The sequence below is a fragment of the Janthinobacterium sp. SUN211 genome (assembly GCF_030587315.1).
GTDB lineage: Bacteria > Pseudomonadota > Gammaproteobacteria > Burkholderiales > Burkholderiaceae_D > Janthinobacterium > Janthinobacterium kumbetense.
In genome coordinates, this window is the sequence record NZ_JAPWIC010000002.1 from 1,177,531 (window position 1) to 1,198,606 (window position 21,076).

16 protein-coding genes and 3 pseudogenes are annotated in these 21,076 nt (G+C 61.9%); 10 read left to right on the top strand and 9 right to left on the bottom strand.

What is annotated here, in order from left to right:
* The first annotated feature begins 7 nt into the window (after positions 1-7).
* Positions 8-706, top strand: a complete 699-nt coding sequence (gene urtE, locus O3301_RS11140; RefSeq protein ID WP_305056373.1) for an urea ABC transporter ATP-binding subunit UrtE — start codon at positions 8-10, stop codon at positions 704-706.
* Positions 707-708: 2 nt separating this feature from the next.
* Here urtE and O3301_RS11145 read toward each other — a convergent pair whose 3' ends face one another.
* Together O3301_RS11145 and O3301_RS11150 are read right to left on the bottom strand one after the other, a co-directional pair.
* Positions 709-1,293 carry a chromate transporter gene (locus O3301_RS11145; protein ID WP_251348101.1) on the bottom strand — a complete coding sequence of 195 codons (585 nt, stop codon included), beginning with the start codon at positions 1,291-1,293 and terminating at the stop codon, positions 709-711.
* Positions 1,290-1,877 carry a chromate transporter gene (locus O3301_RS11150; RefSeq protein WP_305056374.1) on the bottom strand — a complete coding sequence of 196 codons (588 nt, stop codon included), beginning with the start codon at positions 1,875-1,877 and terminating at the stop codon, positions 1,290-1,292. The genes O3301_RS11145 and O3301_RS11150 overlap by 4 nt, the downstream gene beginning before the upstream one ends.
* A gap of 218 nt (positions 1,878-2,095) precedes the next feature.
* Between O3301_RS11150 and O3301_RS11155 the strand changes: the two genes are divergently transcribed.
* Positions 2,096-2,317 carry a hypothetical protein gene (locus O3301_RS11155; RefSeq protein WP_099667305.1) on the top strand — a complete coding sequence of 74 codons (222 nt, stop codon included), beginning with the start codon at positions 2,096-2,098 and terminating at the stop codon, positions 2,315-2,317.
* 417 nt (positions 2,318-2,734) lie between these two features.
* Here the strand turns inward: O3301_RS11155 and O3301_RS11160 are convergent, their stop codons facing one another.
* The 3 genes and pseudogenes from O3301_RS11160 to O3301_RS11170 all read right to left on the bottom strand — a co-directional run.
* Positions 2,735-3,334, bottom strand: a complete 600-nt coding sequence (locus O3301_RS11160) for a response regulator (protein ID WP_251348103.1) — start codon at positions 3,332-3,334, stop codon at positions 2,735-2,737.
* A 362-nt stretch (positions 3,335-3,696) separates the two neighbouring features.
* Positions 3,697-3,840 carry a hypothetical protein gene (locus O3301_RS11165; RefSeq protein WP_305056375.1) on the bottom strand — a complete coding sequence of 48 codons (144 nt, stop codon included), beginning with the start codon at positions 3,838-3,840 and terminating at the stop codon, positions 3,697-3,699.
* Between the two features lie 781 nt (positions 3,841-4,621).
* Positions 4,622-4,813: pseudogene (locus tag O3301_RS11170) on the bottom strand (IS5/IS1182 family transposase); the annotation flags it as partial.
* Between the two features lie 513 nt (positions 4,814-5,326).
* Here O3301_RS11170 and O3301_RS11175 point away from each other — a divergent pair.
* Together O3301_RS11175 and O3301_RS11180 are read left to right on the top strand one after the other, a co-directional pair.
* Positions 5,327-5,725, top strand: a pseudogene (locus tag O3301_RS11175) (IS3 family transposase); the annotation flags it as partial.
* Between the two features lie 74 nt (positions 5,726-5,799).
* Positions 5,800-6,354 carry a hydrolase gene (locus O3301_RS11180; protein ID WP_289916213.1) on the top strand — a complete coding sequence of 185 codons (555 nt, stop codon included), beginning with the start codon at positions 5,800-5,802 and terminating at the stop codon, positions 6,352-6,354.
* Positions 6,355-6,876: 522 nt separating this feature from the next.
* Here O3301_RS11180 and O3301_RS11185 read toward each other — a convergent pair.
* Together O3301_RS11185 and O3301_RS11190 are read right to left on the bottom strand one after the other, a co-directional pair.
* Entirely contained in the window at positions 6,877-7,578 is a 702-nt protein-coding gene (locus O3301_RS11185) for a 4'-phosphopantetheinyl transferase (protein WP_305056376.1), read from the bottom strand.
* Between the two features lie 372 nt (positions 7,579-7,950).
* Positions 7,951-8,745, bottom strand: a complete 795-nt coding sequence (locus O3301_RS11190) for a thioesterase II family protein (protein ID WP_305056377.1) — start codon at positions 8,743-8,745, stop codon at positions 7,951-7,953.
* A gap of 204 nt (positions 8,746-8,949) precedes the next feature.
* Between O3301_RS11190 and O3301_RS11195 the strand changes: the two genes are divergently transcribed.
* From O3301_RS11195 to O3301_RS11215, 5 genes and pseudogenes are all read left to right on the top strand, one after another.
* Complete coding sequence (locus O3301_RS11195; RefSeq protein ID WP_305056378.1) at positions 8,950-10,242, top strand: efflux RND transporter periplasmic adaptor subunit; 1,293 nt, start codon at positions 8,950-8,952, stop codon at positions 10,240-10,242.
* Positions 10,243-10,301: 59 nt separating this feature from the next.
* Positions 10,302-10,988 (top strand): ABC transporter ATP-binding protein, encoded by a 687-nt coding sequence (locus O3301_RS11200; protein WP_289916206.1) that lies wholly within the window; start codon positions 10,302-10,304, stop codon positions 10,986-10,988.
* A 13-nt stretch (positions 10,989-11,001) separates the two neighbouring features.
* Entirely contained in the window at positions 11,002-13,464 is a 2,463-nt protein-coding gene (locus O3301_RS11205; protein WP_305056379.1) for an FtsX-like permease family protein, read from the top strand.
* The gene (locus O3301_RS11210) at positions 13,464-15,371 is read left to right on the top strand and encodes a serine hydrolase (RefSeq protein ID WP_289916200.1); all 1,908 of its coding nucleotides are present in this window, start codon (positions 13,464-13,466) and stop codon (positions 15,369-15,371) included. The genes O3301_RS11205 and O3301_RS11210 overlap by 1 nt, the downstream gene beginning before the upstream one ends.
* A 71-nt stretch (positions 15,372-15,442) precedes the next feature.
* Positions 15,443-15,769, top strand: a pseudogene (locus tag O3301_RS11215) (group II intron maturase-specific domain-containing protein); the annotation flags it as partial.
* A 104-nt stretch (positions 15,770-15,873) separates the two neighbouring features.
* On the opposite strand, the gene O3301_RS11220 reads toward O3301_RS11215, so the two are convergent.
* Both O3301_RS11220 and O3301_RS11225 read right to left on the bottom strand, forming a co-directional pair.
* On the bottom strand, positions 15,874-16,791 hold the full coding sequence (locus tag O3301_RS11220; RefSeq protein WP_289916197.1) for a cupin-like domain-containing protein: 918 nt from the start codon (positions 16,789-16,791) through the stop codon (positions 15,874-15,876).
* Between the two features lie 14 nt (positions 16,792-16,805).
* Complete coding sequence (locus O3301_RS11225) at positions 16,806-18,065, bottom strand: cytochrome P450 (protein ID WP_289916195.1); 1,260 nt, start codon at positions 18,063-18,065, stop codon at positions 16,806-16,808.
* A gap of 102 nt (positions 18,066-18,167) precedes the next feature.
* Here O3301_RS11225 and O3301_RS11230 point away from each other — a divergent pair.
* Positions 18,168-21,076 (top strand): condensation domain-containing protein (locus O3301_RS11230; protein WP_305056380.1); only part of this gene is annotated, 2,909 nt, incomplete at its 3' end.

Consider the following 21,076-nt stretch of genomic DNA (forward strand, 5'->3'; position numbering starts at 1 on the left):
GCAGACTATGTTGGAAGTGCAACAGTTAAATCAATACTACGGTTCCTCGCACACCTTGCGCGGCATCAACTTGTCGGCGCGCAAGGGCGAGTGCCTGGCCTTGCTGGGCAGGAATGGCGTGGGCAAGACGACCTTGCTGAAATGCCTGATGGGCGTGCTGCCCGTGGCGCAGGGCCAGGTGCTGTTCCAAGGGCGCGATATCACGAAGCTGGCCCCGCATGCGCGGGCCAAGCTGGGCATCGCCTACGTGCCGCAGGGGCGCGACATCTTTGCGCGCTTGACGGTCGAGGAAAACTTGCTGATGGGCATGGCGGTGAAGCGGGGCAGGCAAGCTGCGCGCATCGATCCCCACGTATATGAACTGTTTCCGGTATTGAAAGAGATGCTGCAGCGGCGCGGCGGAGATTTGTCTGGCGGGCAACAGCAGCAACTGGCCATCGCCCGCGCCCTGCTGGCCGAGCCGCAGCTGATCATCTTCGACGAGCCTACGGAGGGCATCCAGCCGTCCGTCATCAAGGATATCGGCAGGGTCATTTCCTTGCTGAAACAGCGCGGCGACATGGCCATCGTGCTGTGCGAACAGTATTTTGATTTCGCCCGAGAACTGGCCGACGACTTCATCGTGCTGTCGCGCGGCAGTGTCGTGGCCAGCGGCAATGCAGAACAGATGGATGGCGAGGAGGTGAAGCGGCACCTGGCCGTGTGAGGTCAGATGAGCTGGAACCAGCCCAGCACGGCGCCCGCCGCCAGCAGCCACAGTAAATGGATCTTCGTGCGCCAGATGATCAGGCCAGCCACGATGGACAGGGTCCACAGGGGCCAGTCGGTGCGCCATTGGTGGTTGGCGCCGCCCAAAATCATGCCCGTGGAAATCAAGAGGGCGACGACGATGGGCGCCATGCCTTGCTTGAAGGCGCGCACGGGGCGCAGGTCGCGGTTGCGGTAGCCCCACTGGGCTGCCACGTAGGTGAGGGTGGTGCTGGGCAGCATGATGCCCACCATCGTGATGAACACGCCAAGCCAGGCGGCCGTGTAGCTGCCCGCGTTCATGCCCACGTTCCAGCCCATCAAGGCGACGAACAGCACGTTCGGGCCGGGTGCGGCCTGGGCGATGGCGATCGATTCATTGAATTGCGCCTGCGTCAGCCAGCCATGCTGCTCGACGAGGAAACGGTGCATTTCGGACGTGGTGGAAATGGCGCCGCCGATCGACATCAGCGACAGCATCAGGTAATGGCCGAACAGGTTCAGCCAGTCGCCCGCGCTCAATACCAGTTGCAGGGGCGGCGTCATGCGGACAGCTTTCGATACGTGAGCAGGCAGCCGATGCCGCCCAGGCCCAGCAGGATGTACAGCAGGGGCCAGCGGAAGATCGCCACCATCAGCACGCCCAGCACGGTGATGGACAAGGTCAGCCACAGGGGCAGCGGATGCCTGACCAGCGCGGTCGCCAGTTTCACGCCCGTGGCGGCGATCATGCCGGCCGAGACGGCCGCCATGCCGCGCAGGGCGCCCGCCATCTGCGGATTGTCGCCGAAGCGCGTGTACAGCACGCCCAGCACGAGCACGATGACGAGGGGCACGGCCAGCATGCCGGCCAGCGCCGTCAGCGCGCCTTTCAAGCCGAAATAGCGTCCGCCCACCATCAGGGACAGGTTGACGACATTCGGCCCCGGCATGATTTGCGCCACGGCCCAGTCTTCCAAGAATTCCTCCTGCGTCAGCCAGCGCTTGCGCTCGACCATCTCGCGCTGGATCACGGCCAGCACGCCGCCGAAGCCTTGCAGGGCCAGCCAGGTGAACGAGAAGAACAGGTCGGCAAGCGAGGCGGGCTGGGGGCGGGGGAGGTCGGGCTGGGTGGTGGCGGGGGCAGGCATGGCTGATTATCGCCGTGGCTGCTCGCGCTTGTCCATCGCTTTCGGCTGCGGTTGTGCCTGGAAGAAAAAAACCGTGGCTCATGTTTCCCTGCCATTGACATCGAGAGTTTATCGGCAATACTTTTATCGGCACCATGATCGCTGTCCCTGTCCGCGCTGTCGCGGTTCGCACCGCTACGCCGTCTCCCCCTCCGTACCCTTCGCAGGAGTTGTCCATCATGCCTCAATCCACAGAAACGCTGCATATGCCCGTCAAAACCGTGGTGCCGCATGCCCGGGTCGACCAGAAGATGTGCGATATCGTCAATCTGGGCATCGCCGTGCAGGCGGCCTTCAGTACCTTGTGCGCACTGGAATACCTGAAGTCATACAATGTCGCCCCGGAACTGATCGAGCGCGTGCTGCTGCACCCGGAGCAGCGCCGGCAGACCGTGCATTGAGTATCCGCACGGCAACTGTGTTGCCGGCGGCCGCGATCCGCTGTTGTCGGATTGATCATTACGGCTCAGTTATGCACAAATGATGAGTTAACGAAATTGGCGAAATAATTTTCTTGTGATTATGTGTGAGTTTCTAAGTGCTTGATTTTAATGGCTTTTATTTTTGCTGTTTGATTGAGCAGTTTATTGAAAGCCGCACGGGCTGTGGCTTTGAGGGCTGTCAATAGGCGCTTATCCACAAAGATATCCACAGTCCGTGTGGATATCTGAAAAAGCGCTTAACAATCCGCCACTTAGGAAATTGACGCCGCTCAGCCCATGCAATCGGCGGGCAAGATGGGCCGGAATGGGGCATGCCGCAAGCCTGTATGCCTATCCAGTGCTCTTGTTTTTATGACTGAAAGTAGCGTCGCAGGGTCAGGGCGTGCCGCCGGCCGGCGCCGCTGGCGTGTCGCCGCACTGGGCCAGGGCGGCGGCCAGTTCGGCGACCTGTTGCTGCGCTTCGCGCAAGGTGGCGTAGGTGCGCAGCGAGGCGATCACGGTGGTAAACAACTTGCGCGTGGTGAGGTCGGTCTTGCACCAGAAATCGTTGATGTCGTAGTCGATGATGATGCGGTGTTCCAGCGCCTGGCCGGGCTGGCCCGTGCGCAGGATGATGCGCACGGCGCTGTTGTGCAAGTCTTCGCGCACCTGGCGCGCCACTTGCAGGCCGGCATCCTGGGTTTCCATGATGACATCGAGCAGCACCACGGCGATATCTTGTGTGCCGCGCAGCAAGGCCAGCGCCTCGGCGCCCGAATACGCGTGCAAAAAGCTCAGCCGGCGGCCCTGGAAGCTGGCCTGGCTGAGGGCAAACTTGGTCACCACATGCACGTCGACATCGTCATCGACGATCAGCACGCGCCAAGGCGCCGCGTTGGCGGGTTCCGCCGCCGCTTCTGCCCGTTCCAGCGGTTCGTCGACCAGCCAGTCGGGTTCGTCCGCCCCCTTGGCGGAATTATCGCTATCCATATTCATGCGTTTATCCACCGTTGATCGTCGTCGCTACTCCACACTATGCCAGTCTGCGGGGTTTGTCAAAACAATGCTGTTCAAGCAAGACGGCCTGGGACAGGGATTGCCAATGCACCGCAAAATATATTTTCCTGGTGGCAGAGTAAGTTTGTTCTAGCGCAAACTCCTGATTGCAAGTCATTGATTTCATTGGGGTAAAAAATTGCCTGTGAAATCAGCAAATTGTTGAAACCCGCATCAATACTGGTGTTGCGGCTTGTCAAGAGGGGCTTATCAACAACTTTATCCACAGTTGCTGTGGATATCTAAAAAAGCCGTGCAAAAACCGGGGCTTAGCGCCCGTTCGTGCGGCTGGGTGCAAGCATTCATGCGGCGAGCCCGAGGCCGCCCAACCGGGCAAACGCCTGCAGGAAGCGCTGCTTGGCTTCGGCCGGACCCATGGCCTCGATTATACCGGGCAAGGGGGCGATGCCGTCAAGGTAAGCCCAGCGCTCGGCCGAGTGCGGCATCAGGTCGCGCTTTTCCGTGGCCAGCGCGATCAGGTCGGCCCGCTTGATGGGCGCGTAATCGGAAAAGTCCAGGCCATAGGTGGCGGCGATGATTTAGGTTCATAAAGGTACGCTAATTGCATTATCAGTGCTATGTGTAGTGCGAGCCCGCTGCCCGTATCTTCTGGTAAAACGATCCGTCATCGTTTGAGCTGGGGGGCAGATAGTCCAATAACGCGTTATGACCATCGGCATGGTCAGGGTGAGAAGCGAGCCGCGAAAAACCCGTGCGTATGTTGAACGGCGAACGGTTGAAGGCATGTTCAGCAAGGAAGCGCATCGCTGCCTGAAGCGATATATCGTTAGGGAACTTTAGTTGTTAAGACGCACCAGCATCACATGCCGTCATCTGCTTTCCTTCATATAACGATTTGCCAAATTCTCTCGCCAAAAATGACCGCACGGAAGTCTGCTCGCTTTTGCGTCCAGCGATGTTTCAGCCGGTATCTACACTATTACAGAGTGGCTTTCGATTTTTCCGCATTCCTATACCCGCAGCACCAACAGCGTCCCTCGCGGTTCACTTGCCGTTGCCGGCAGCACTACGGGCTTACCCTGTTCCGCCTGAATTTCAGAGCGAGTCGGACCCTTCCTATCCGCCGGCGGTGTCCTGTCCACGATGGCCCAACTCACAGAGGCCATCCCTACCGCGTACCGTTATGGTTCAAGCCTGTCAGCACATTTGACTTGTACAATGATGACGACGTTTATCGAAAGCTCACATATGTTGGTCGTGTTCGTTCACGTACATGCGCAGCATGCGCGCCAGCCCAATCGGTGGCCGACCGGCCCCTTCGACCTTCGGATAGAACGGCCCGATCAGTTTGTGCAGCATGCCCCACGGCGTCACGCTGTCGATCTCGGCCAGGAAACGGTCGCGCCGCGTCAGCTTCTTCTTGGCGGCGTATTCAAGGTCGGAGAAGCTCTTTTGCATGATCGATGGCGGACAGTAGCGATACAGAGATTGTCTCAGGTCGGACCGCAGTGGAGAACGGTCCGCGATAAATTAATCAGTGTTTCCCTAAACTTGGCTATCAGTCATTAATCTGGAATCTCGAAAATTGGGAACGTGAACATCATCAGAAAAAGAACGCTGCATAAAATATACTTGATGGACGGTGAAATATCGAGGGAGCTTCAATATGCGTGTGACCAATGATAGAATTCAGGGTCGTGCGCATCTGAACCTGTTGGGCGGGCATTCTAGTTGTAAAAGATATTTTGTCAATTGAGGTTTGTAAAAGAATTGCTTAGTTACCAGTCCGGGGTAGTTAGACCTCTGCTCTGCCGGCATCCTGGGCTTTCTCGTGGTCGCTAAAATCAATTGGTAGTTGACGTTCCGCTAGCAGACTGGGAGACTTGAAAACTGCCCAATTGAATAGCCAGTTCGATTCCTTGCTGCTATTACTGAGTATTCTCAACAATCTAAGGCTCGCTGCGTATTCTAGCGATGCGCATCGACTTTGTTCTTGATGCCATGGAGCCGGCACTGTACGCTCGCCAGCCTAATGTGACGATGCCCTGATTCATCACAGCGACCTGGGTTCGCAATACGTTTCTATCCGTTACCGCGAGCGCCTGTCCGAAGCCTGCGATGCCCTCAGTGGGCAGCAAAGGCGACAGCTTCGACAATGCACTGGCTGAGACCATCAATAGTTTGTACAAAGAGGAGCTGATACCTCGCCGAGCTCCTTGGAAGACGCACGAGGCCGTCGAACTGGTAACGCTAGAATGGGTATCCTGGTTCAGCCATCACCGGCTACTCGAACCACTTGGCTTTATGCCACCGGCCGAAGCAGAGGCAAACTACTACCGACACCTTTCCAAGCAGGCCGTCTTGACCTGACTCACACTAAACGGCCTCCTAAAATTCCGGGGCGATTCACTTCTAGAAGTCAAACCTAGGACTATAATTGTACGATGGAATTCGACCTTTTAAATAAGCCAGACGGCCGTACATCGATTTTGTTTCCTTCCGGATTCGTGCTAGATCTACTCGCTCCGGATGCGACTGGCCTGCCAATCAATGATATAGCTCTTTGTTTAGCATCACAACCTCGCTGGGGCGGTGCAGCAAGACCGTGGTATTCGGTCGCCGAGCATTCGGTCATGGTCTCGCGCCTCGTGCCGTCGAGTTTGGCGTATGCGGCCCTTTTGCACGACTGCGAGGAGTTTCTCGGTGACTGGCCATCGCCTGTTAAAGTTATGCTAGGTCGAGATTATGTAAGGGAGCGCTTGCATCCGGTAAAGGATGCATTGCGGCGCAGATTTGGTTTCCAGGATGATCACCCTGAGATAAAGCACGCTGATCTGGTATGCATGGCGACTGAACTGCGGGATCTGTTGCCACCTGCTTGGATGGAATGGGGACATCTTCCAGCGCCGCATTGCGCCAAGATAGTTCCTGTCGGCCCTGAGCGTGCTTATACTTTATTCCTGGAGCGTTTTGATGAATTGAAGCATTTGGCATTCTAGTTACCAGGGCAGACAGGGAGGTGAAGGTTGATCCTTGTTCATTTCAAGAGGCGGCGTAAACGTGACGTTAGTACCGTCATTGACTTTTTCATCTTCCGTTAGTTGGCCTGCGCGCGAATGCCACGTTATAGATCGATGATTTTCCGCAGTAGTTTCAGAGTGTTGCGCTGGTGCCGATTTGTTGCTCTACCCGTACAATCAGCAAACGTAGACCCAGTGCAGGATCTGAAGCTCTGTATATGGATCAGTTAAAATCTGCAGGTTGATTCAAATCGCCCCCAGCGCCAACACAATGAGGGCGCTCTGAAGTTGTGAGAAACCGAAGACGCCTCCGGAAGAAACGTTTGTTCAAGTGCCTTTTGGGGCAAATCGTTGTCCAGCACATTTTCATCGGTGCTCGAACGTTGCCCAGTGATTGCATGTGTTAAACGCAAGTTATCGTCCACCGTTTCCCCGACGCTGGAAGCAATATTGAGCTAGATGACTTGAGAATCGTTGACCTGAGGCACCATTGCGTGTGGGTCAGCGCGGCGATAGGCGGGCGTACAGTGTACAAATGGTGTCCGGTTCGAGCCACTGCAAATGGATTGGATGGCGGGCGCCTGCGCGTAAGCCCTCGCACAAATCCTGCCGCTGTTCCAGCTCGATCACTCCCCGTGCCATGTCGAGCGTTCGCACACTGACGGCGTCGAAATCGAAGTAGCGGCCTACGTCAGAATAACTAGCCTTGAAAAAACTTTCTTTGGCAGAAAATGCGGCTGTGATCAGTAACGGCAGTGTCACGTGGGTAGACAAATTTTGCAATAAGTCCAACTCGGCGCCGGATAACACGGTACTGACCAGTGCCTCAAGCGCATCCCTCGATGGAACGGTTTCAATGTCGATACCGATGCCCACATACTCAGTGGCCGGAGCGATGATGGCGGCGGCAAACTTGGCGTCGTGGGTGATACTCCCGACAATCCCATTTGGCCAGATCGGCGCCCGCCCTTTCCCGTTATATATGGGCGTTGCCGGCAACGCTGCCATCCTGAGGGCCTGTTGTGCACACAGCCTGCCAAAAAAATATTCCCTCTGGCGCTTTGGTACGCTGCGGGCGATGCTGTCCGGGCGATCTATACCAGCCTGCTGAAACCAGTCGGTGTGGAAAGGCGCGACGTCCAGACGTATCATCCGTGCCGTAAATGATGACCAAGGCATGTTCGTGCGGAGGGGGAGAGCCATGCTTTCCATTTGCCAAGCGATGTCACTAGTCTCACATGCCGTCATTCCTGTCCTTTGCTTACCTAGTGAGGCACTAGATAATAGCGCATCAGCTTACCGTACGCCAGATGTTGGGGCGGGGGGGGCTCATGTGCATCAGCTCGATGGTCCGGCGCCCATGTCATTCGCTGACCAGTTTTATACGTTGGCAGGACAAGTCCGTCCCGTATGAACCGGCGTCATGCTCAGTACGAAAATCCGTACTGGGCTGAACAACGCGACAGACCTCCAGGGCGGTGCGAAACGGTCGGCGATCAGGTGGTAGACAATCGGATTGTTGGAAAAGAGCATGCTCATGGTTGTGCTGCGGCAAAAAGAGGGCTCGGGCGGGTCTCAGCCATGGCGGTAGCGCGGCTCGCTGCGCAAGCTGGGTGCGATGATCATCTGCAACTGTGCCAGTAACTGGTCGGTCGCCGAGTTAATGAAAAAGTGCCCGCCGTCGAACCACGCCAGTTCGCCGCCGACGCTGGAGTCGCTGAACCAGTCTTCATACTGGGTCACGTCGTCGAACTCGTCGTCGCGGCCGGCAAACACCGTAATGGGCACGGGCAGCGGCGCGCGTGGCGTGTCGGCGTAGTCGCTGGCCATACGGAAGTCGGCGCGCACGATCGGTAGCAACAACTCCAGCAGGCCAGGGTTGGCCAGCACCTGGGGCGGGGTGCCGTCATAGCGTTCGAGCTCGCTCACCAGCGCGGCGTCGTCGAGCAGGTGCAACTGGCGCTTGGGATTGCGCGCGCGCGGCCCGTGGGCGCCGGACACGATCAGCTGGCGCGGAAGCGCACCGCCGCGCTCCCGCAGGTAGTGACTCACTTCATAGGCGAGCAAGGCGCCCAGGCTGTGGCCAAAGAAGGCGAACGGCAGGTCCGGCAATGCGGCGATGGCCTGGGCAATGGCCGGCACCGCCTCATCAATGTGCTGCAGTAGCGGCTCGGCAAACCGCGCGCCCCGGCCGGGCAGCTGGATGGCGCACACCTCGATGTCCGGCCCCAGTGCGCCCTGCCAGGGTAGGTAGACGGCAGCGTTGCCGCCCGCGTAGCAAAAGCAGAACAGGCGCAGCGCAGCCGGCGGCCCGGCGCGCCGCAGTATCCAGCGCTGGGCGCCGGCGGAAGACAAGGTCATTGAGGTCATGTGGCCTGAACGAAGTGGATGAGGTTGACGAAGTTGACTACGCCTTGAATTATAAGTTAATCTATCCTTTTTACAACAATTGGCAAATGTTTATGTCCAGTCTGATGAAACGAATGCGTTTTTCCGTCGGCACATCCCAGCCGTTTTGGCATCGCGCCGTGCGCCTTGCTTGTGCGGCCGGCCGGTCCCTGACGGCCGCTGCCGATGGCGCTTAAGATCGCGCCTCCCGAGGAGCGCGTCACCGGCGCTGCGATGGACCAGCCGCTGCCCAAGCGGCGTGGAAAATACCTGGTCCTGTCGCTTGGCGCGCTGGCGCTGGCCAGCGGTGTGGCCGCCGCCATCTGGCAGCTGGCGCCGAGCGGTCTGCAGGTGGCCGAAGGCAGCGTCCGCACCGCCACAGCCCAGCAGGGTATGTTGCGCAACGACATCGTAGTGCGCGCGACGGCGGCGCCGCTGCACACCACCATGCTTGACGCCACCGAGTCGGGCCGCGTCGAGGAAGTGTTGGCCGGCGACGGCACCGTGGTCAAAAAAGGGGAGCTTCTGTTCCGCCTGTCCAATTCGCAGCGGCGCCTTGAGCTGGTCGCGCGCGAGGCGGACCGCGCCCAGCAAATTTCCAACCTGTCCAATTTGCGCGTGGCGCTTGAGGCGAGCCAGACGGAGCACCAGCGGCGCCTGCTCGACATCAACTTCGCCCTAGCGCAGGCCCAGCGGCTGCACACGCGCAACCAGTCGCTTGCCGAAAAAAACTTCATCTCCGCCTCGACGCTGGAGGAATCGCGGGACCAGCTGGCGCTGCAGCAGCATTCCCTCGACGACGAAAAGCAGCGCGTCGCCATCGAGATGCGCATCAAGCGCGACGGCGTCCAGCAAATGGAGCAGGCCATCGGCCGGCTCGACGCCGGCCTCCGGGTGGTGAACGAGTCGATCGAGGCGCTGGCCGTGCGCGCGCCGGTCACCGGCCGGCTCACCGACTTCCGCCTGCAACTCGGCGAAATCGTCAAGCCCGACCAGCACATCGGACGCATCGACGATCCCAGCCAGTTCAAGCTCACGGCCCAGATCGACGAGTATTACCTGGGCAGCGTGTCGGTCGGCAAACCGGGCCGTGTCCAAGTCAGCGGCCGCGACTACGCGGTGCGCATCCGCGGCGTCTTCCCGCAGATCAAGGATGGCAGGTTCTCGGTCGAGCTGGTGTTCACCGGCGAGGTGCCCGACGTGATGAACCCCGGTCAGAGCGTCGAAACGCGGATCACTCTGGGCCAGACCAGCCCCGGACTGATCCTGCCCAACGATGCCTACCTGAACGACAGTGGCGGCAGCTGGGTGTTCGTGCTGGCCGCTGATGGCAGGAGTGCCGAACGGCGCGCGATCCGCATCGGCCGTCGCAACAACAGCCAGGTGGAGGTGGCGGCCGGCCTGGCGCCCGGCGAGCGCGTCATCGTCTCATCCTACGCCCCGTACGGCAAGGCCGAAACACTGCAACTGGCCAAGTAGACTTTCCCTGCGCTTTTTTCACCAACCCAAGCTCAACCCGATCAATAGAGAGAGGCATCATGCTCAAGTTCGTAAATACCAATAAGAAATTTGTAGGTGGAGAAGTCGTCACGACGGCATTGAGCAGGATCAGCCTGGAGATCAAGTCTGGCGAATACATTGCCATCACGGGGCCGTCCGGCTGCGGCAAATCGACCCTGCTGTCCATCCTCGGCATGCTCGACAGCCCAGACGACGGCGAGTACTGGTTCGACGGCCAGAATGTGGCCGGCTGGAGCGAGGTGAAACTGAACGAATTGCGGCGCGGCCGGATCGGCTTCATCTTCCAGAGCTTCAACCTGATCGAAGAACTGACGGTCGAAGAGAACGTCGGACTGGCGCTTGAGTACAGCAATGTGCCGGCCAGGCAGCGCCGCGAGCGCGTCGCGCAATTGCTCGACAAGCTGGGGGTGGCGCACCGCGCCAAGCACCGCCCTTCGCAGCTGTCGGGCGGCCAGCAGCAACGCGTTGCCATTGCGCGTGCCCTGGTCACCAAGCCTGCCGTGCTGCTGGCCGACGAACCGACCGGTAACCTCGATTCCGTCCACGGCGAAGAGGTCATGCGCATCCTCGAACAGATCAACGGTGAGGGTACCACCATCGTGATGGTCACTCACTCGCCGTCGCACGCTGCGCGCGCCGCGCGCATCGTGCGTCTGCTCGACGGTGCGCTGGTCGCCGAGCCGGTCCCTGCCGTCGCTGCCTGATCCCGGAGCGACGATGACATTTCAAGACTTCCGCGTCGGACTGCGCATCCTGGTCAAGGACCCCGCCTATTCGCTGGTGGCGATACTGGGGCTGGGGATAGGGTTGGCGGCCTGCCTGCTGCTGCTCGGTTTTGCGCGCTATTGCTGGCAGTACAATGCGCACGTGCCGGATGCCGACAACGTATATATCGTCAAGCAGCGCAACAACCTCGACCTGGGGGAACCCTGGGTCGACCAGGCCCCGCTGTTGCTGCGCGAGGCGGCCAGGACCGCCCCCGGCGTGAGCAGCGTCAGCGGCTACGTCAACTGGTTCCCCTTCACCGTGCAGGTCGACGGCCAGCTGCGCAAGCTACGCAGCCTGACCGTGCTGCCCGGCTTTGCCGAGATGATGGGACTGCAGGTGCTGAAGGGCGACCTGAACGAGGCGCTGTCGCGCCCGGACAGCTTCGCCATCACCGAGGAGACTGCGATCCGGCTGTTCGGCAGCACCGATGTGCTGGGGCGGACGGTGACGCTGAGCACCGTGCACGAGCAGGGTGGCAGCGCGCGCATTGCCGCGATCCTGCGCAATCCGCCGGCCAATACGACGATTCCCTTCCAGGCCCTCAACGGCCTGAACCTGAGCCTGGTACCGCAGATGATGCGTACCGAGGCGCTCACCGGCGAGCAGGGCTGGCTGGGTAATCTGCTGGTGCGGGTCCGGGCGGGCGCTCCGCTGGCGGCCGTCACCGCGGCCGTGCAGCAGGCCGCCGACAGCGCGCCGAGCGTGCAGAATGTACCGCCCGAGGCCAAGGAGCGCCTGGCCGGACGCAAGATCATGGACATCCGGCTGGCGCCGCTGCGCGAGGCGTATTTCGACCGCGAGGTGGCCACCAACGCCTTCTCGCTGCAGGTCGAGCGCGGCAGCGCCACCGTGGTCACCGGCCTGGTGGTCATCGCCATCCTGATCCTGGTCCTGGCCGCCATCAATTACGTCAACTTGGCGACCATCCGCGTGATCCGCCGTCAGCGCGAGATCTGCATGCGCAAGGTGCTGGGCGCCAGCGCCGGCCGCCTTGCGCTGCAGTTCGTTGCCGAATCGCTGCTGGTGACCATGCTGGCGACGGCCATCGGCCTGCTGCTGGCCTGCCTGGCTCTGCCGGTCTTTGCGCAGCTGGTCAACCGCGACCTAGGCAGTGTCCTGTCGCTGGAGAACCTGCTCGCAGCGCTGGCCATCGGCCTGGTGGTCGGTCTGCTGACCGTGATCTATCCGGCCTGGATCGCCTTTGGCGTGCGGCCGGCGCAGGCCCTGGCCGGCCGTCCCGATACGGAATCGCGGCGCAGCAAGCGCCTGCGCCAGGCCCTGTCCGTGCTGCAACTGGCTGTCGCGATGGGACTGGCTAGCGTGGCCATGGCCATCGCATGGCAAACCCGCTTCGCCATCGACGCCTCGCCGGGCTTCGACCCTGCGCCCCTGCTGGTGTTCGATCTGCCCGAGGGGCATATGGTGCGCACAAGCGACAAGGCGCGCGGCCTGATGGCCGAGCTGTCGCAACAGCCCGGCGTGGCGGGTATCGCGTTTTCCACCGATCCGGTAGGCCGCGCGAAGAACCAGTGGAGCACCGAAATCAAGCGAGAAGGCGGCGAGGCGGCCACCATCGACATCAAGTCGGTCAGCGCCAACTTCTTCGAGCAATATGGCGTCAAGGCCGCTGCGGGCCGGCTGTTCGACTCCAAAATCGACCAGGAAGACGACGCCGTTCCGATCGTGATCAATGCGATCGCCGCGCGCAAGCTCGGTTTCGCGTCGCCGGAGCAGGCGCTCGGACAGACCTTGCTGCTGCGGGGGCTGGACCACGGCGTATCGTCGCTGATCGCCAAGCGGGTGGTCGGCATCGCGCCGGAAATCCTGTTCTATTCGCTGCGCGAAGCCCCGGGCGCGACGGCGTATGAATTGTGGGCGGCCAATGCCACGCTCACGGTCCGCGCCAGCGGATCGGTCGCCGACGCCGAGCGCGCGGTGCGTACCACCTGGGCGAAATACTTCCCCAACTCCATCCTCGAAGCGCGCTCGGCCAAAGACATCTACGCGGAAAATTATGCGGAAGACGCCAGGCTGGCCAGGTTGCTGGCGGTGGCGACGGTCATTGCCATGACCATCGCCGCCTTCGGCGCCTACGTATTGGCCGCCGATGCGGTGCAGCGCCGCACTCAGGAAATCGCGCTGCGCAAGCTGTACGGCGCGCGCCGCAGCGACATCGGCAAGCTCGTGGCGAAGGAGGTCGGCACCATCATCGCGCTGTCCGCGGTGGTGGCTCTGCCGCTCGCCGCGCTGCTGATCGCCAACTACCTGAGAACCTACGCGGTACAGGCGCCACTCGCTTATTGGACCCTGGTGTTTGCTCTGGCTGTGACCCTGGTCACGGCGGCCGTCGCCGTCGCGCGGCACGCCTGGATCGCGATGCGGCTCAAGCCGGCCGTTGCGCTGCGCACGTGATGGCGACGAGCATCGACGCGATCCTCAGCAAGCAAGCCCGGCCGCTGTGCGCACTGCTGCTGGCGGCAGCGGCTTGGGTGGTCTCCGGCCCGGCCGCTGCCGGAGGATCGGCGCCCCGTACGCCGGCCGAGCTGAAGGCGCAGCTCGAAACCATCATGCGCGAGGAACGGGTGCCCGGCATGGGCTTGGCTGTGGTGGCCAACGGGCAGTTGGTCTGGCAGGCCGGCCTAGGCCTGGCCGACCCGGCCGGCAAGACGCCAGCCAGCGCGCAGACGCTGTTCCGCGTCGGCGACATCGCGAAGGGATTCGTCGGCCTGGCGGCCCTGAAGCTGCAGGAACAGGGCAAGCTCAAGCTCACCGATACGCTCAAACAATGGGCGCCCGAGCTGGCCCTAGACAATCCCTGGGAGGCGAGCGATCCGGTACGCCTGGCGCATTTGCTCGAACATACCTCCGGCCTGTCCGACATGAGTTTGATGGAGTACGCGCACAGCGCCGAGCCGCCGGTGTCGCTGAAACAGGCGCTCCAGCTCAACGGCGGTGGGCGCAAGGCGCGCTGGCGTCCGGGCTCGCGCGCGGCCCACAGCAGCGTGGGGCCGGCGCTGGTGGCCTACGTGATCGAGAAAGTCAGTGGCCAGCGCTTCGAGGACTACGTCACGCAAAACTTTTTCCTGCCGATGGGGATGAAGTCGGCCAGCTATGTCGAGCCGCACAGCGGCTTTGCCGGACAGTACGCGGCCGACGGCGTGACCGCGTTGCCTTACTGGCATCATCTGTACCGTCCGTCCGGCGCGCTCAATGCGTCGGCCGAGGACATGGCGCAGTACCTGCTGCTGCTGGTCAATCGAGGCAGTGTCGGCGGCACCCAGATCGTGTCGCCGGCCTCGGTCGAGCGGCTGGAGCGCCCGGAAACGCTGGCAATGGTGGCACTGGGGATCAAGGTGGCCCCGGGGGCGGGCATGTTGAATACCATCGAAAACGGCGTCCACTTCCGCGGCCATTTCGGCATCGTCAACGGCGGCCTCAGCGAGGTGCTCTATTTGCCGGAGACGCGCTCGGGCGTGGTGCTGATGATGAACAGCCTCAACGAGTTAGCCCGCGCCCGCGTGCTCGAACTGTTGCAGGCCTATCTGGTGCAGGGCGTGCCGCGGCCGGCGGCCGCGCCGGTGGCCAGCGTCGATGCCGAACTGCGAGAGCACTATCAGGGCTACTATTTGGAAGACAGCCCCACATCGGAGCGCATGCGCTTTGTGCACGATTTCACCGACGTCATGCAGGTGGTGTTTACCGACAACGGCATGATTGCACGCAATGTCTTTTCCGGCTATGCCGAGGAATGGATCGCCCAGACTGGCCGGACCTTCCGGCAGCAGGGCCAGGCAGAGCCGATGGTGGCGATGTTTCGCGCCCAGGATGGCGAGATCGTCATGCAGTCGAAATGGGGCACGCTACGCAAGGTGTCGACCTTCCGGGCGCTTGCGCCGCTGGCAGTCGGTGCGCTCAGCATATTCCTGATGCTCAGTTCTCTGATCGCCGGTGCGGTCTGGGCCGTGAAAAAACTGTTCTGGCGGGACCCGGCCGCCGTCGCGACCTCAATCCGCCTGCTGCCGATGGTGGCCAGCATGCTATTTTTCATGATCGGCTTTACCCTGGTCGGCGCCATGAACCTGCAGGGCCTGTGGGGCGGTTGGGGCGCGCCAACGGCCGAGTCGATCGCCGCACTGGTCGTCGGCATCGCCTTCCTGGTGCTGTCGGTGATGGGTGTCGTCAACCTGGTGCGCCAGCGCCGCCCGGCGACGGGCCGCTTCGTCTATTGGCACTCGGCGCTGGTGTCGGTGGCCTGCCTGACCGTGGCGCTCTACCTGCTTTACTGGCAGGCGATCGGCATTCCCGTCTGGAAAATGTAAGGACCACACACGGCACCAAAAAAGGCCAACCGCGCGGTTGGCTTTTTTATGTGCGCCCAGCATAGGCGCACTCCTGTGGACGCAGCATGACCGAACTGGTCGACCCGCTGCGGCGCTACTTGCTGGGTTGGAAAGCTTACTTTGGCTTGGCACAAACACCAAGAGTCTGGCGTGGGTTGAACGAATGGCTGCGCCATCGACTGCGGGAGATTCAACTCAACCAGTGGCAACGTGGCCCGATAATATATCGGGAACTGCTGGCCTTAGGAGTGTCGGCGAAAGTGGCGCGACTGGTGGTGGCGAATAGCCATTGCTGGTGGCGGAATAGTCGCATGGCACTGAACAGTGTGCTGACGATTGCCTACTTTGACCGTCTCGGCGTGCCGCGACTCTCATAACCTCAACTACTCGAACCGACCGGTGCGGACCCGCATGCCGGGAGGTGTGGCAGGGGGCGGCCAGTTATACTGGCCGCCCCCTGCCGATTGCCGTGAGCCGGGGCTCAGGCGCTGGTCCAGGCTTCCTTCTTCAGTGCGCGGGAAATCGAGCTGATCCAAATGAGCGCCAGCAAGGGGAGCAGGCGCAGCTTGTTCATCCTGAGCGCGTCGCCCACCAGCTCGCGCGTAATCGGTTCCTTCCAGTCGCCGAAGCGCTTCACCGGCGAGCGAAAGCACTGCGCCAGGGTGATGCCGGGTTCGCTCGTGGCCGCGTCGATACCGTGCCACCAGAACGGCGGGATATAGACGGCGTCGCCCGCTTCAAGGACGCCTTCGTACTTGGTTAGGCCGCTGTCGGTGGGGAAAAAGCGGTCGGCGCAGGACATGTGGTGGTAATTGGCCTTGATCAGCGGGGCGAAGCTCCACCAGTTGGCCGGCGTCAGCCTGAACAACGAGATGCGCTTGGTACCTGCCAGCTGGCAGGTCAAGGTCTCGTCGAGCTGGTGATAATGCCATTCGGTGGAAGCGTTCTTGTAGAAGAAGATGCGTTTGCCAGGATAGCCCAGCGGTTTGCGCTCATGCTGCTGCAGGAAGTGGTAGTCGCCGATGTCGTCCATCCACTGCTGGGGCACATCCATGGCCGGGATCGAAAAGGTCTCGTGATCGGCCGCGCCGCGCATGTCGGCGATGCACTCGGCAAGGCTCTGGCGCCGTTCCGCCGCGTGTTCGAGCGACGGATTGGGATTGAAGGTGCGGGCGACGAACACCTCGGCGTCGCCGCAGCGGCTTTCCAGGTAGCCGGGGCGGTGCCAGTGCTGCAGCGCCGGCCATGCCGCGGCGGCGCCCTTGATCAGCACGGGAACGTGCTGGCCGACATACTGTTCCCAGAACGCCTGTTCGGTCAGCGATGCGGCTTCAACGGTGGCCAATGGATGGACGTCGCCGGGGACCAGGTCAATGACTTTGGTGACGGTTTCAGACATGGTTATTTTCCCTGCTAGTTGAACGACATGGTAACGAGGTCCGCCGATTCCAGCATTCCCGGCATGCTGACAATCCGATTGATGAAGTTGGAGCGCGCGCGCGCCGCCGGGCCGGCCGGCCGGAAGCGCAACTGCCGTGCGACGACTTCCTCGAACAGCATGCGCAGCTCGATGCGGGCCAGGCGGGCGCCCAGGCAGAAGTGGGCGCCGTGCCCGAACGACAGATGGGGATTGTGCCGGCGCCGGATGTCGAACACCTCGGGCGACTCGAACACGTCGCCGTCGCGGTTGCCCGAGGCGAAGCACATGACGACGCGCTGGCCCTTGCGGATCGCCTGGCCGTTTAGCACATAGTCTTCCGAGGCGGTCCGGCGGAAATAGATCACCGGCGTTTCCCAGCGCAGCATCTCTTCCACCGCCGATTCGATCAGCGAGGGATCGGCGTACAACGCCTCCTGCTGCTCTGGATGCGCGGCGAGGGTGGCAAAGCCGCTGGCGATAGTGCTGGCGGTCGTGTCGTAGGCGCCGATCGCCAGCGACCAGAAGTAGCTGAGGAAGTCTTCCTGTGAAATCACGCTGCCGTCGTCGTAGCCGATATTGGCCAGGACCGACAGCACATCGTTGCGCGGCGACGCGCGCCGGGACTGATACGCGGCAACGCCGTAGCGATACAGCTTGTCTAGCGCCACGCCCGAAGCGTGCATGACGTCGGCGAACTCACGGTCGCCGGTTGGGATGGCGTGAACCCGGTTGAACAGGTCTCCCCAGAAGGCGGCGGACGGCAGATCCTCGTCGGCGAAGCCGAGCACGTCGCCGTATACCACGCGCACGGGAAATCGTGCCGCGATGTCGCTCACCAGGTCGATCTCGCCTTTTTCCTGGGCGCGGTCGAGGACTTCGACCGCTCGTTTTCGGATGACGGTTTGCAGCGCCGACATGGCCTCGGCGCCGAACTGCGGCATCACCATCCGGCGCAGTTCGCCGTGCTGGGGCGCGTCGAGGTGGCACAAGCCGTCGCGGATCATCTTCCAGGCCGGGTGGGGAATGTCGACCGAATCGCTCAGCACGGAACTGCCGTGGGAAAAGAAGATCCTCGGCTGGCGCGCCACCTCGCAAATATCTTTGTGTCGGGCGACCAGCCAGAAGCCTTCGCCGGCCGGCGCGTGCGGGATGGAATGCCATGAGATCGGCTGCTCCCGGCGGAAGCGCGCGAAGGCCTCGTGCGGGGTGCTCTGGGCAAACTGATCAAGGTTGAAAAAATTGAAATTTTGCATTATTTCATTGATTCATAAAAGACAATACGAGTATACTACGTAACGCTGTTTTGGTTGCTGATTTACCTATTTTTTTCCTCATGAGAAAGTACGACCAGCAAGGTGAAAACGATATTGGATAGACTGCGGTCCCGCGCGTCGGTGTCGCCTGATGAAGTTTGCTATACCTACCTTGACAGCCTGCATGTGGCGGCCGACCTGACCTACCGTGAGCTTGATGCTGCCGCGCAGACGATTGCCCGCAAGCTGCTGCTGCACGGCGCTGCCGGGGACCGGGTGCTGCTGCTGATGCCGTCGGGCACCGCGTTTCTGCTTGCCTTCTGGGGCTGCTTGTACGCGGGAATGATCGCGGTGCCGCTGTATCCGCCCAAGCCGAACGACCGCAGCGGAAAGGTCCTTAACATCATCGAAGACTGCGGCCCTCGGCTAGCGATCGTGTCCGATCCGCTGCCGCCGGAGCAGATCGCAGCCCTTCACGCGCAGGCGCTTTGCTGTCTGTGCTTTGCCGATATGGTGGCCGATACCGATACCGATACCGATACCGATACCGATACCGATACCGTGGCCGGGCAGACGGGCGCGCCGCCGCATGCCGTTGCACTGCCTGAACCGGAGCCCGATGCCATCGCCTTCCTGCAATACAGTTCCGGCTCCACCGGCAACCCCAAGGGCGTGATGATCTCCCATCGCGGCATGATAGCTAACCTGGTCGTGCTGGAAACGACCACCCGCACTTGCGCCGCTGACATCTTTGTCGGCTGGCTGCCGCTGTTCCACGACATGGGCATGGTGATGATGGTCCTGATGCCGGTCTATGCCGGCGCCAGGTCGGTGCTGTTCTCGCCGTTGAAGTTTGCCAAGAGCCCGCTGTTCTGGTTGCAGGCCATCTCGCATTACCGGGGCACTATTTCCGGCGCGCCCAATTTTGCCTACGATATCTGTGCCCGCAAGTTCGCGCCCGATGCGCTGAAGGATGTCGATCTGTCGAGCTGGCGCATGGCCCTAAATGGCGCGGAACCGGTCCGGGCCGACACCATTGCCGATTTTCAGCGCACCTATTCGGCGTTGGGCTTCCATGAGGCCACCATGACGCCAGCCTATGGCATGGCGGAAGCGACCGTGTTCCTGTGTGCCGGCACATTGCTGGAGCCGCCGCGGGTGGTCCAGGTCAGCCTGGACCGGCTGCAGCAGGGCAGGGCGTTTCCTCCCGAGACGGCATCGGAAAAGTCGCAGGCAATGGTCAGCTGCGGCCCGTCGCCGGCGGCGCACGACATGATCGTCGTGCAGGATGCGGCCGTGGCCGAAGAAGACAGCGTCGGCGAGATCTGGGTTAAGGGCGAAAGCATTTCGTCTGGATACTGGGGCAAACCGGAGCTGTCGGAACAGGTGTTCAAGGCCTACACGAAAGACGGCGCCGGCCCCTATCTGCGCACCGGCGATCTGGGCTTTGTGCGCGACGGCGAGCTGTTCGTCCTGGGGCGCAGCAAGGATGTGCTGATCGTCCAGGGCCGAAATCTCTACCCGCATGACCTGGAAGCCTGCGCACGCGCGTTGCTGGCGGCCGATGCCGTCGGCGATGCGGCCGTCTTCGGCATGGAAGCCGAGGGGACCGAGCACATCGTCCTGCTGCTGGAGGTGCGCCCGCGTTTCCTGGACCGGCAGTATGACGACATCGCGGTCGACATCCGCGCCAGTACCTTTGAATCTTTTGGCGTGCTGCTCAGCGAAATCGTGTTCCTGGCGTCAGGTGCCATCATGAAGACGACCAGCGGCAAGGTGATGCGATCGACCATGAAGCAGCGGCATGCCTGTGGCGAGTTGACCCCGTTGCAGGTCAGCAAGCTCGATCTTGCCGGCGCCCATGCCATGCCGGACCAGCCCGCGGTGCGCGGGACAGCGACCGAGCAGGCGCTCGCTGCGATCTGGGCGGATCTGCTGAATCTCGACGCCGGCCAGATCGGCGTGCAGGCGAACTTCTTCGCGCTGGGCGGCCAGTCGCTGCTGGCGGTGCGTCTGGTGGCGCAGGTACGCCAGACGCTCGGTGTCGAGTTGAGCATCAAGGACTTGTTCGCCAACGGTTCGTTGGCGGCGCTGGCCGGTGCCATCGACCGCAGTGCGGGCACGCGCATCCGCCCGCAGGTCACGGCGCAGGCGCGTGGCGCAGCGCTGCCCCTGTCGTTCGCGCAGCAGCGCCTGTGGCTGCTGGACCGGCTCAACGGCGGCAGCGCGCACTACAACATGCCGTCCGCCCTGCGCGTGATGGGCCGCTTCGACGTTGCCGCCGCCGAGCAGGCGTTCCGGCGCATCATCGCGCGGCACGAGCCGCTGCGCACGGTGTTCGCAGGCGAAGATGAGCAATTGCGGCAGGTGATCCGCGAGCAGGTGGAATTCGCTATCCGGGTGAGCGACCTGACGCAGCTCGACGCCGGCGCGCGGGAACAGGCCGCGCAGCAGCTGGCGCTGGCCGATGCCCAGGCGCCGTTCGACCTGGCGCGCGACGTGATGCTGCGCGCCAGCTTCATCCTGCTGGGCGAGGAGGAGGGCATGCTGCTATTTAATATGCACCATATCGCTTCGGACGGCTGGTCGATGGACCTGCTGGTCAAGGAATTCCTGAGCCAGTACCAGGCGCTGCGCAGCGGCTTGGACAATCCCTATGCTCCGCTGGCGATCGGCTACGCCGACTATGCGCAATGGCAGCGCGACTGGTTGGCCGGGCCGGTGCTGGAAGAGCAGCTTGGTTATTGGGACAGTCAGCTGGCCGGCCTGCCGCCGGTGCACAATCTGCCGCTGGACCGCGCCCGCCCGGGGCACCAAAGCTTCCGTGGCGCGCGCCACCGCTTCGCCGTGGGCAAGGCCGTTCATGAGTGTCTGAAACAGCTGGCCCAGGACCAGCAGGCCACGCTGTTCATGGTGCTGCACGCCGCGCTGAGCGTGCTGCTGGCGCGGCACGGCAACAGCAGCGACATCGTGATCGGCACGCCGGTGGCCAACCGGCTGCAGAAGGAGCT

Excerpts from the sequence above, each read along its gene's own strand:
- O3301_RS11220 (WP_289916197.1), bottom strand. The coding sequence starts at position 16,791 with ATGTCTGAAACCGTCACCAAAGTCATTGACCTGGTCCCCGGCGACGTC.
- O3301_RS11200 (WP_289916206.1), top strand. The coding sequence starts at position 10,302 with ATGCTCAAGTTCGTAAATACCAATAAGAAATTTGTAGGTGGAGAAGTC.
- O3301_RS11195 (WP_305056378.1), top strand. The coding sequence starts at position 8,950 with ATGGCGCTTAAGATCGCGCCTCCCGAGGAGCGCGTCACCGGCGCTGCG.
- O3301_RS11210 (WP_289916200.1), top strand. The coding sequence starts at position 13,464 with ATGGCGACGAGCATCGACGCGATCCTCAGCAAGCAAGCCCGGCCGCTG.
- O3301_RS11190 (WP_305056377.1), bottom strand. The coding sequence starts at position 8,745 with ATGACCTCAATGACCTTGTCTTCCGCCGGCGCCCAGCGCTGGATACTG.
- O3301_RS11205 (WP_305056379.1), top strand. The coding sequence starts at position 11,002 with ATGACATTTCAAGACTTCCGCGTCGGACTGCGCATCCTGGTCAAGGAC.
- O3301_RS11150 (WP_305056374.1), bottom strand. The coding sequence starts at position 1,877 with ATGCCTGCCCCCGCCACCACCCAGCCCGACCTCCCCCGCCCCCAGCCC.
- O3301_RS11185 (WP_305056376.1), bottom strand. The coding sequence starts at position 7,578 with ATGGCTCTCCCCCTCCGCACGAACATGCCTTGGTCATCATTTACGGCA.
- urtE (WP_305056373.1), top strand. The coding sequence starts at position 8 with ATGTTGGAAGTGCAACAGTTAAATCAATACTACGGTTCCTCGCACACC.
- O3301_RS11145 (WP_251348101.1), bottom strand. The coding sequence starts at position 1,293 with ATGACGCCGCCCCTGCAACTGGTATTGAGCGCGGGCGACTGGCTGAAC.
- O3301_RS11160 (WP_251348103.1), bottom strand. The coding sequence starts at position 3,334 with ATGAATATGGATAGCGATAATTCCGCCAAGGGGGCGGACGAACCCGAC.
- O3301_RS11155 (WP_099667305.1), top strand. The coding sequence starts at position 2,096 with ATGCCTCAATCCACAGAAACGCTGCATATGCCCGTCAAAACCGTGGTG.
- O3301_RS11225 (WP_289916195.1), bottom strand. The coding sequence starts at position 18,065 with ATGCAAAATTTCAATTTTTTCAACCTTGATCAGTTTGCCCAGAGCACC.
- O3301_RS11165 (WP_305056375.1), bottom strand. The coding sequence starts at position 3,840 with ATGCCGCACTCGGCCGAGCGCTGGGCTTACCTTGACGGCATCGCCCCC.
- O3301_RS11180 (WP_289916213.1), top strand. The coding sequence starts at position 5,800 with ATGGAATTCGACCTTTTAAATAAGCCAGACGGCCGTACATCGATTTTG.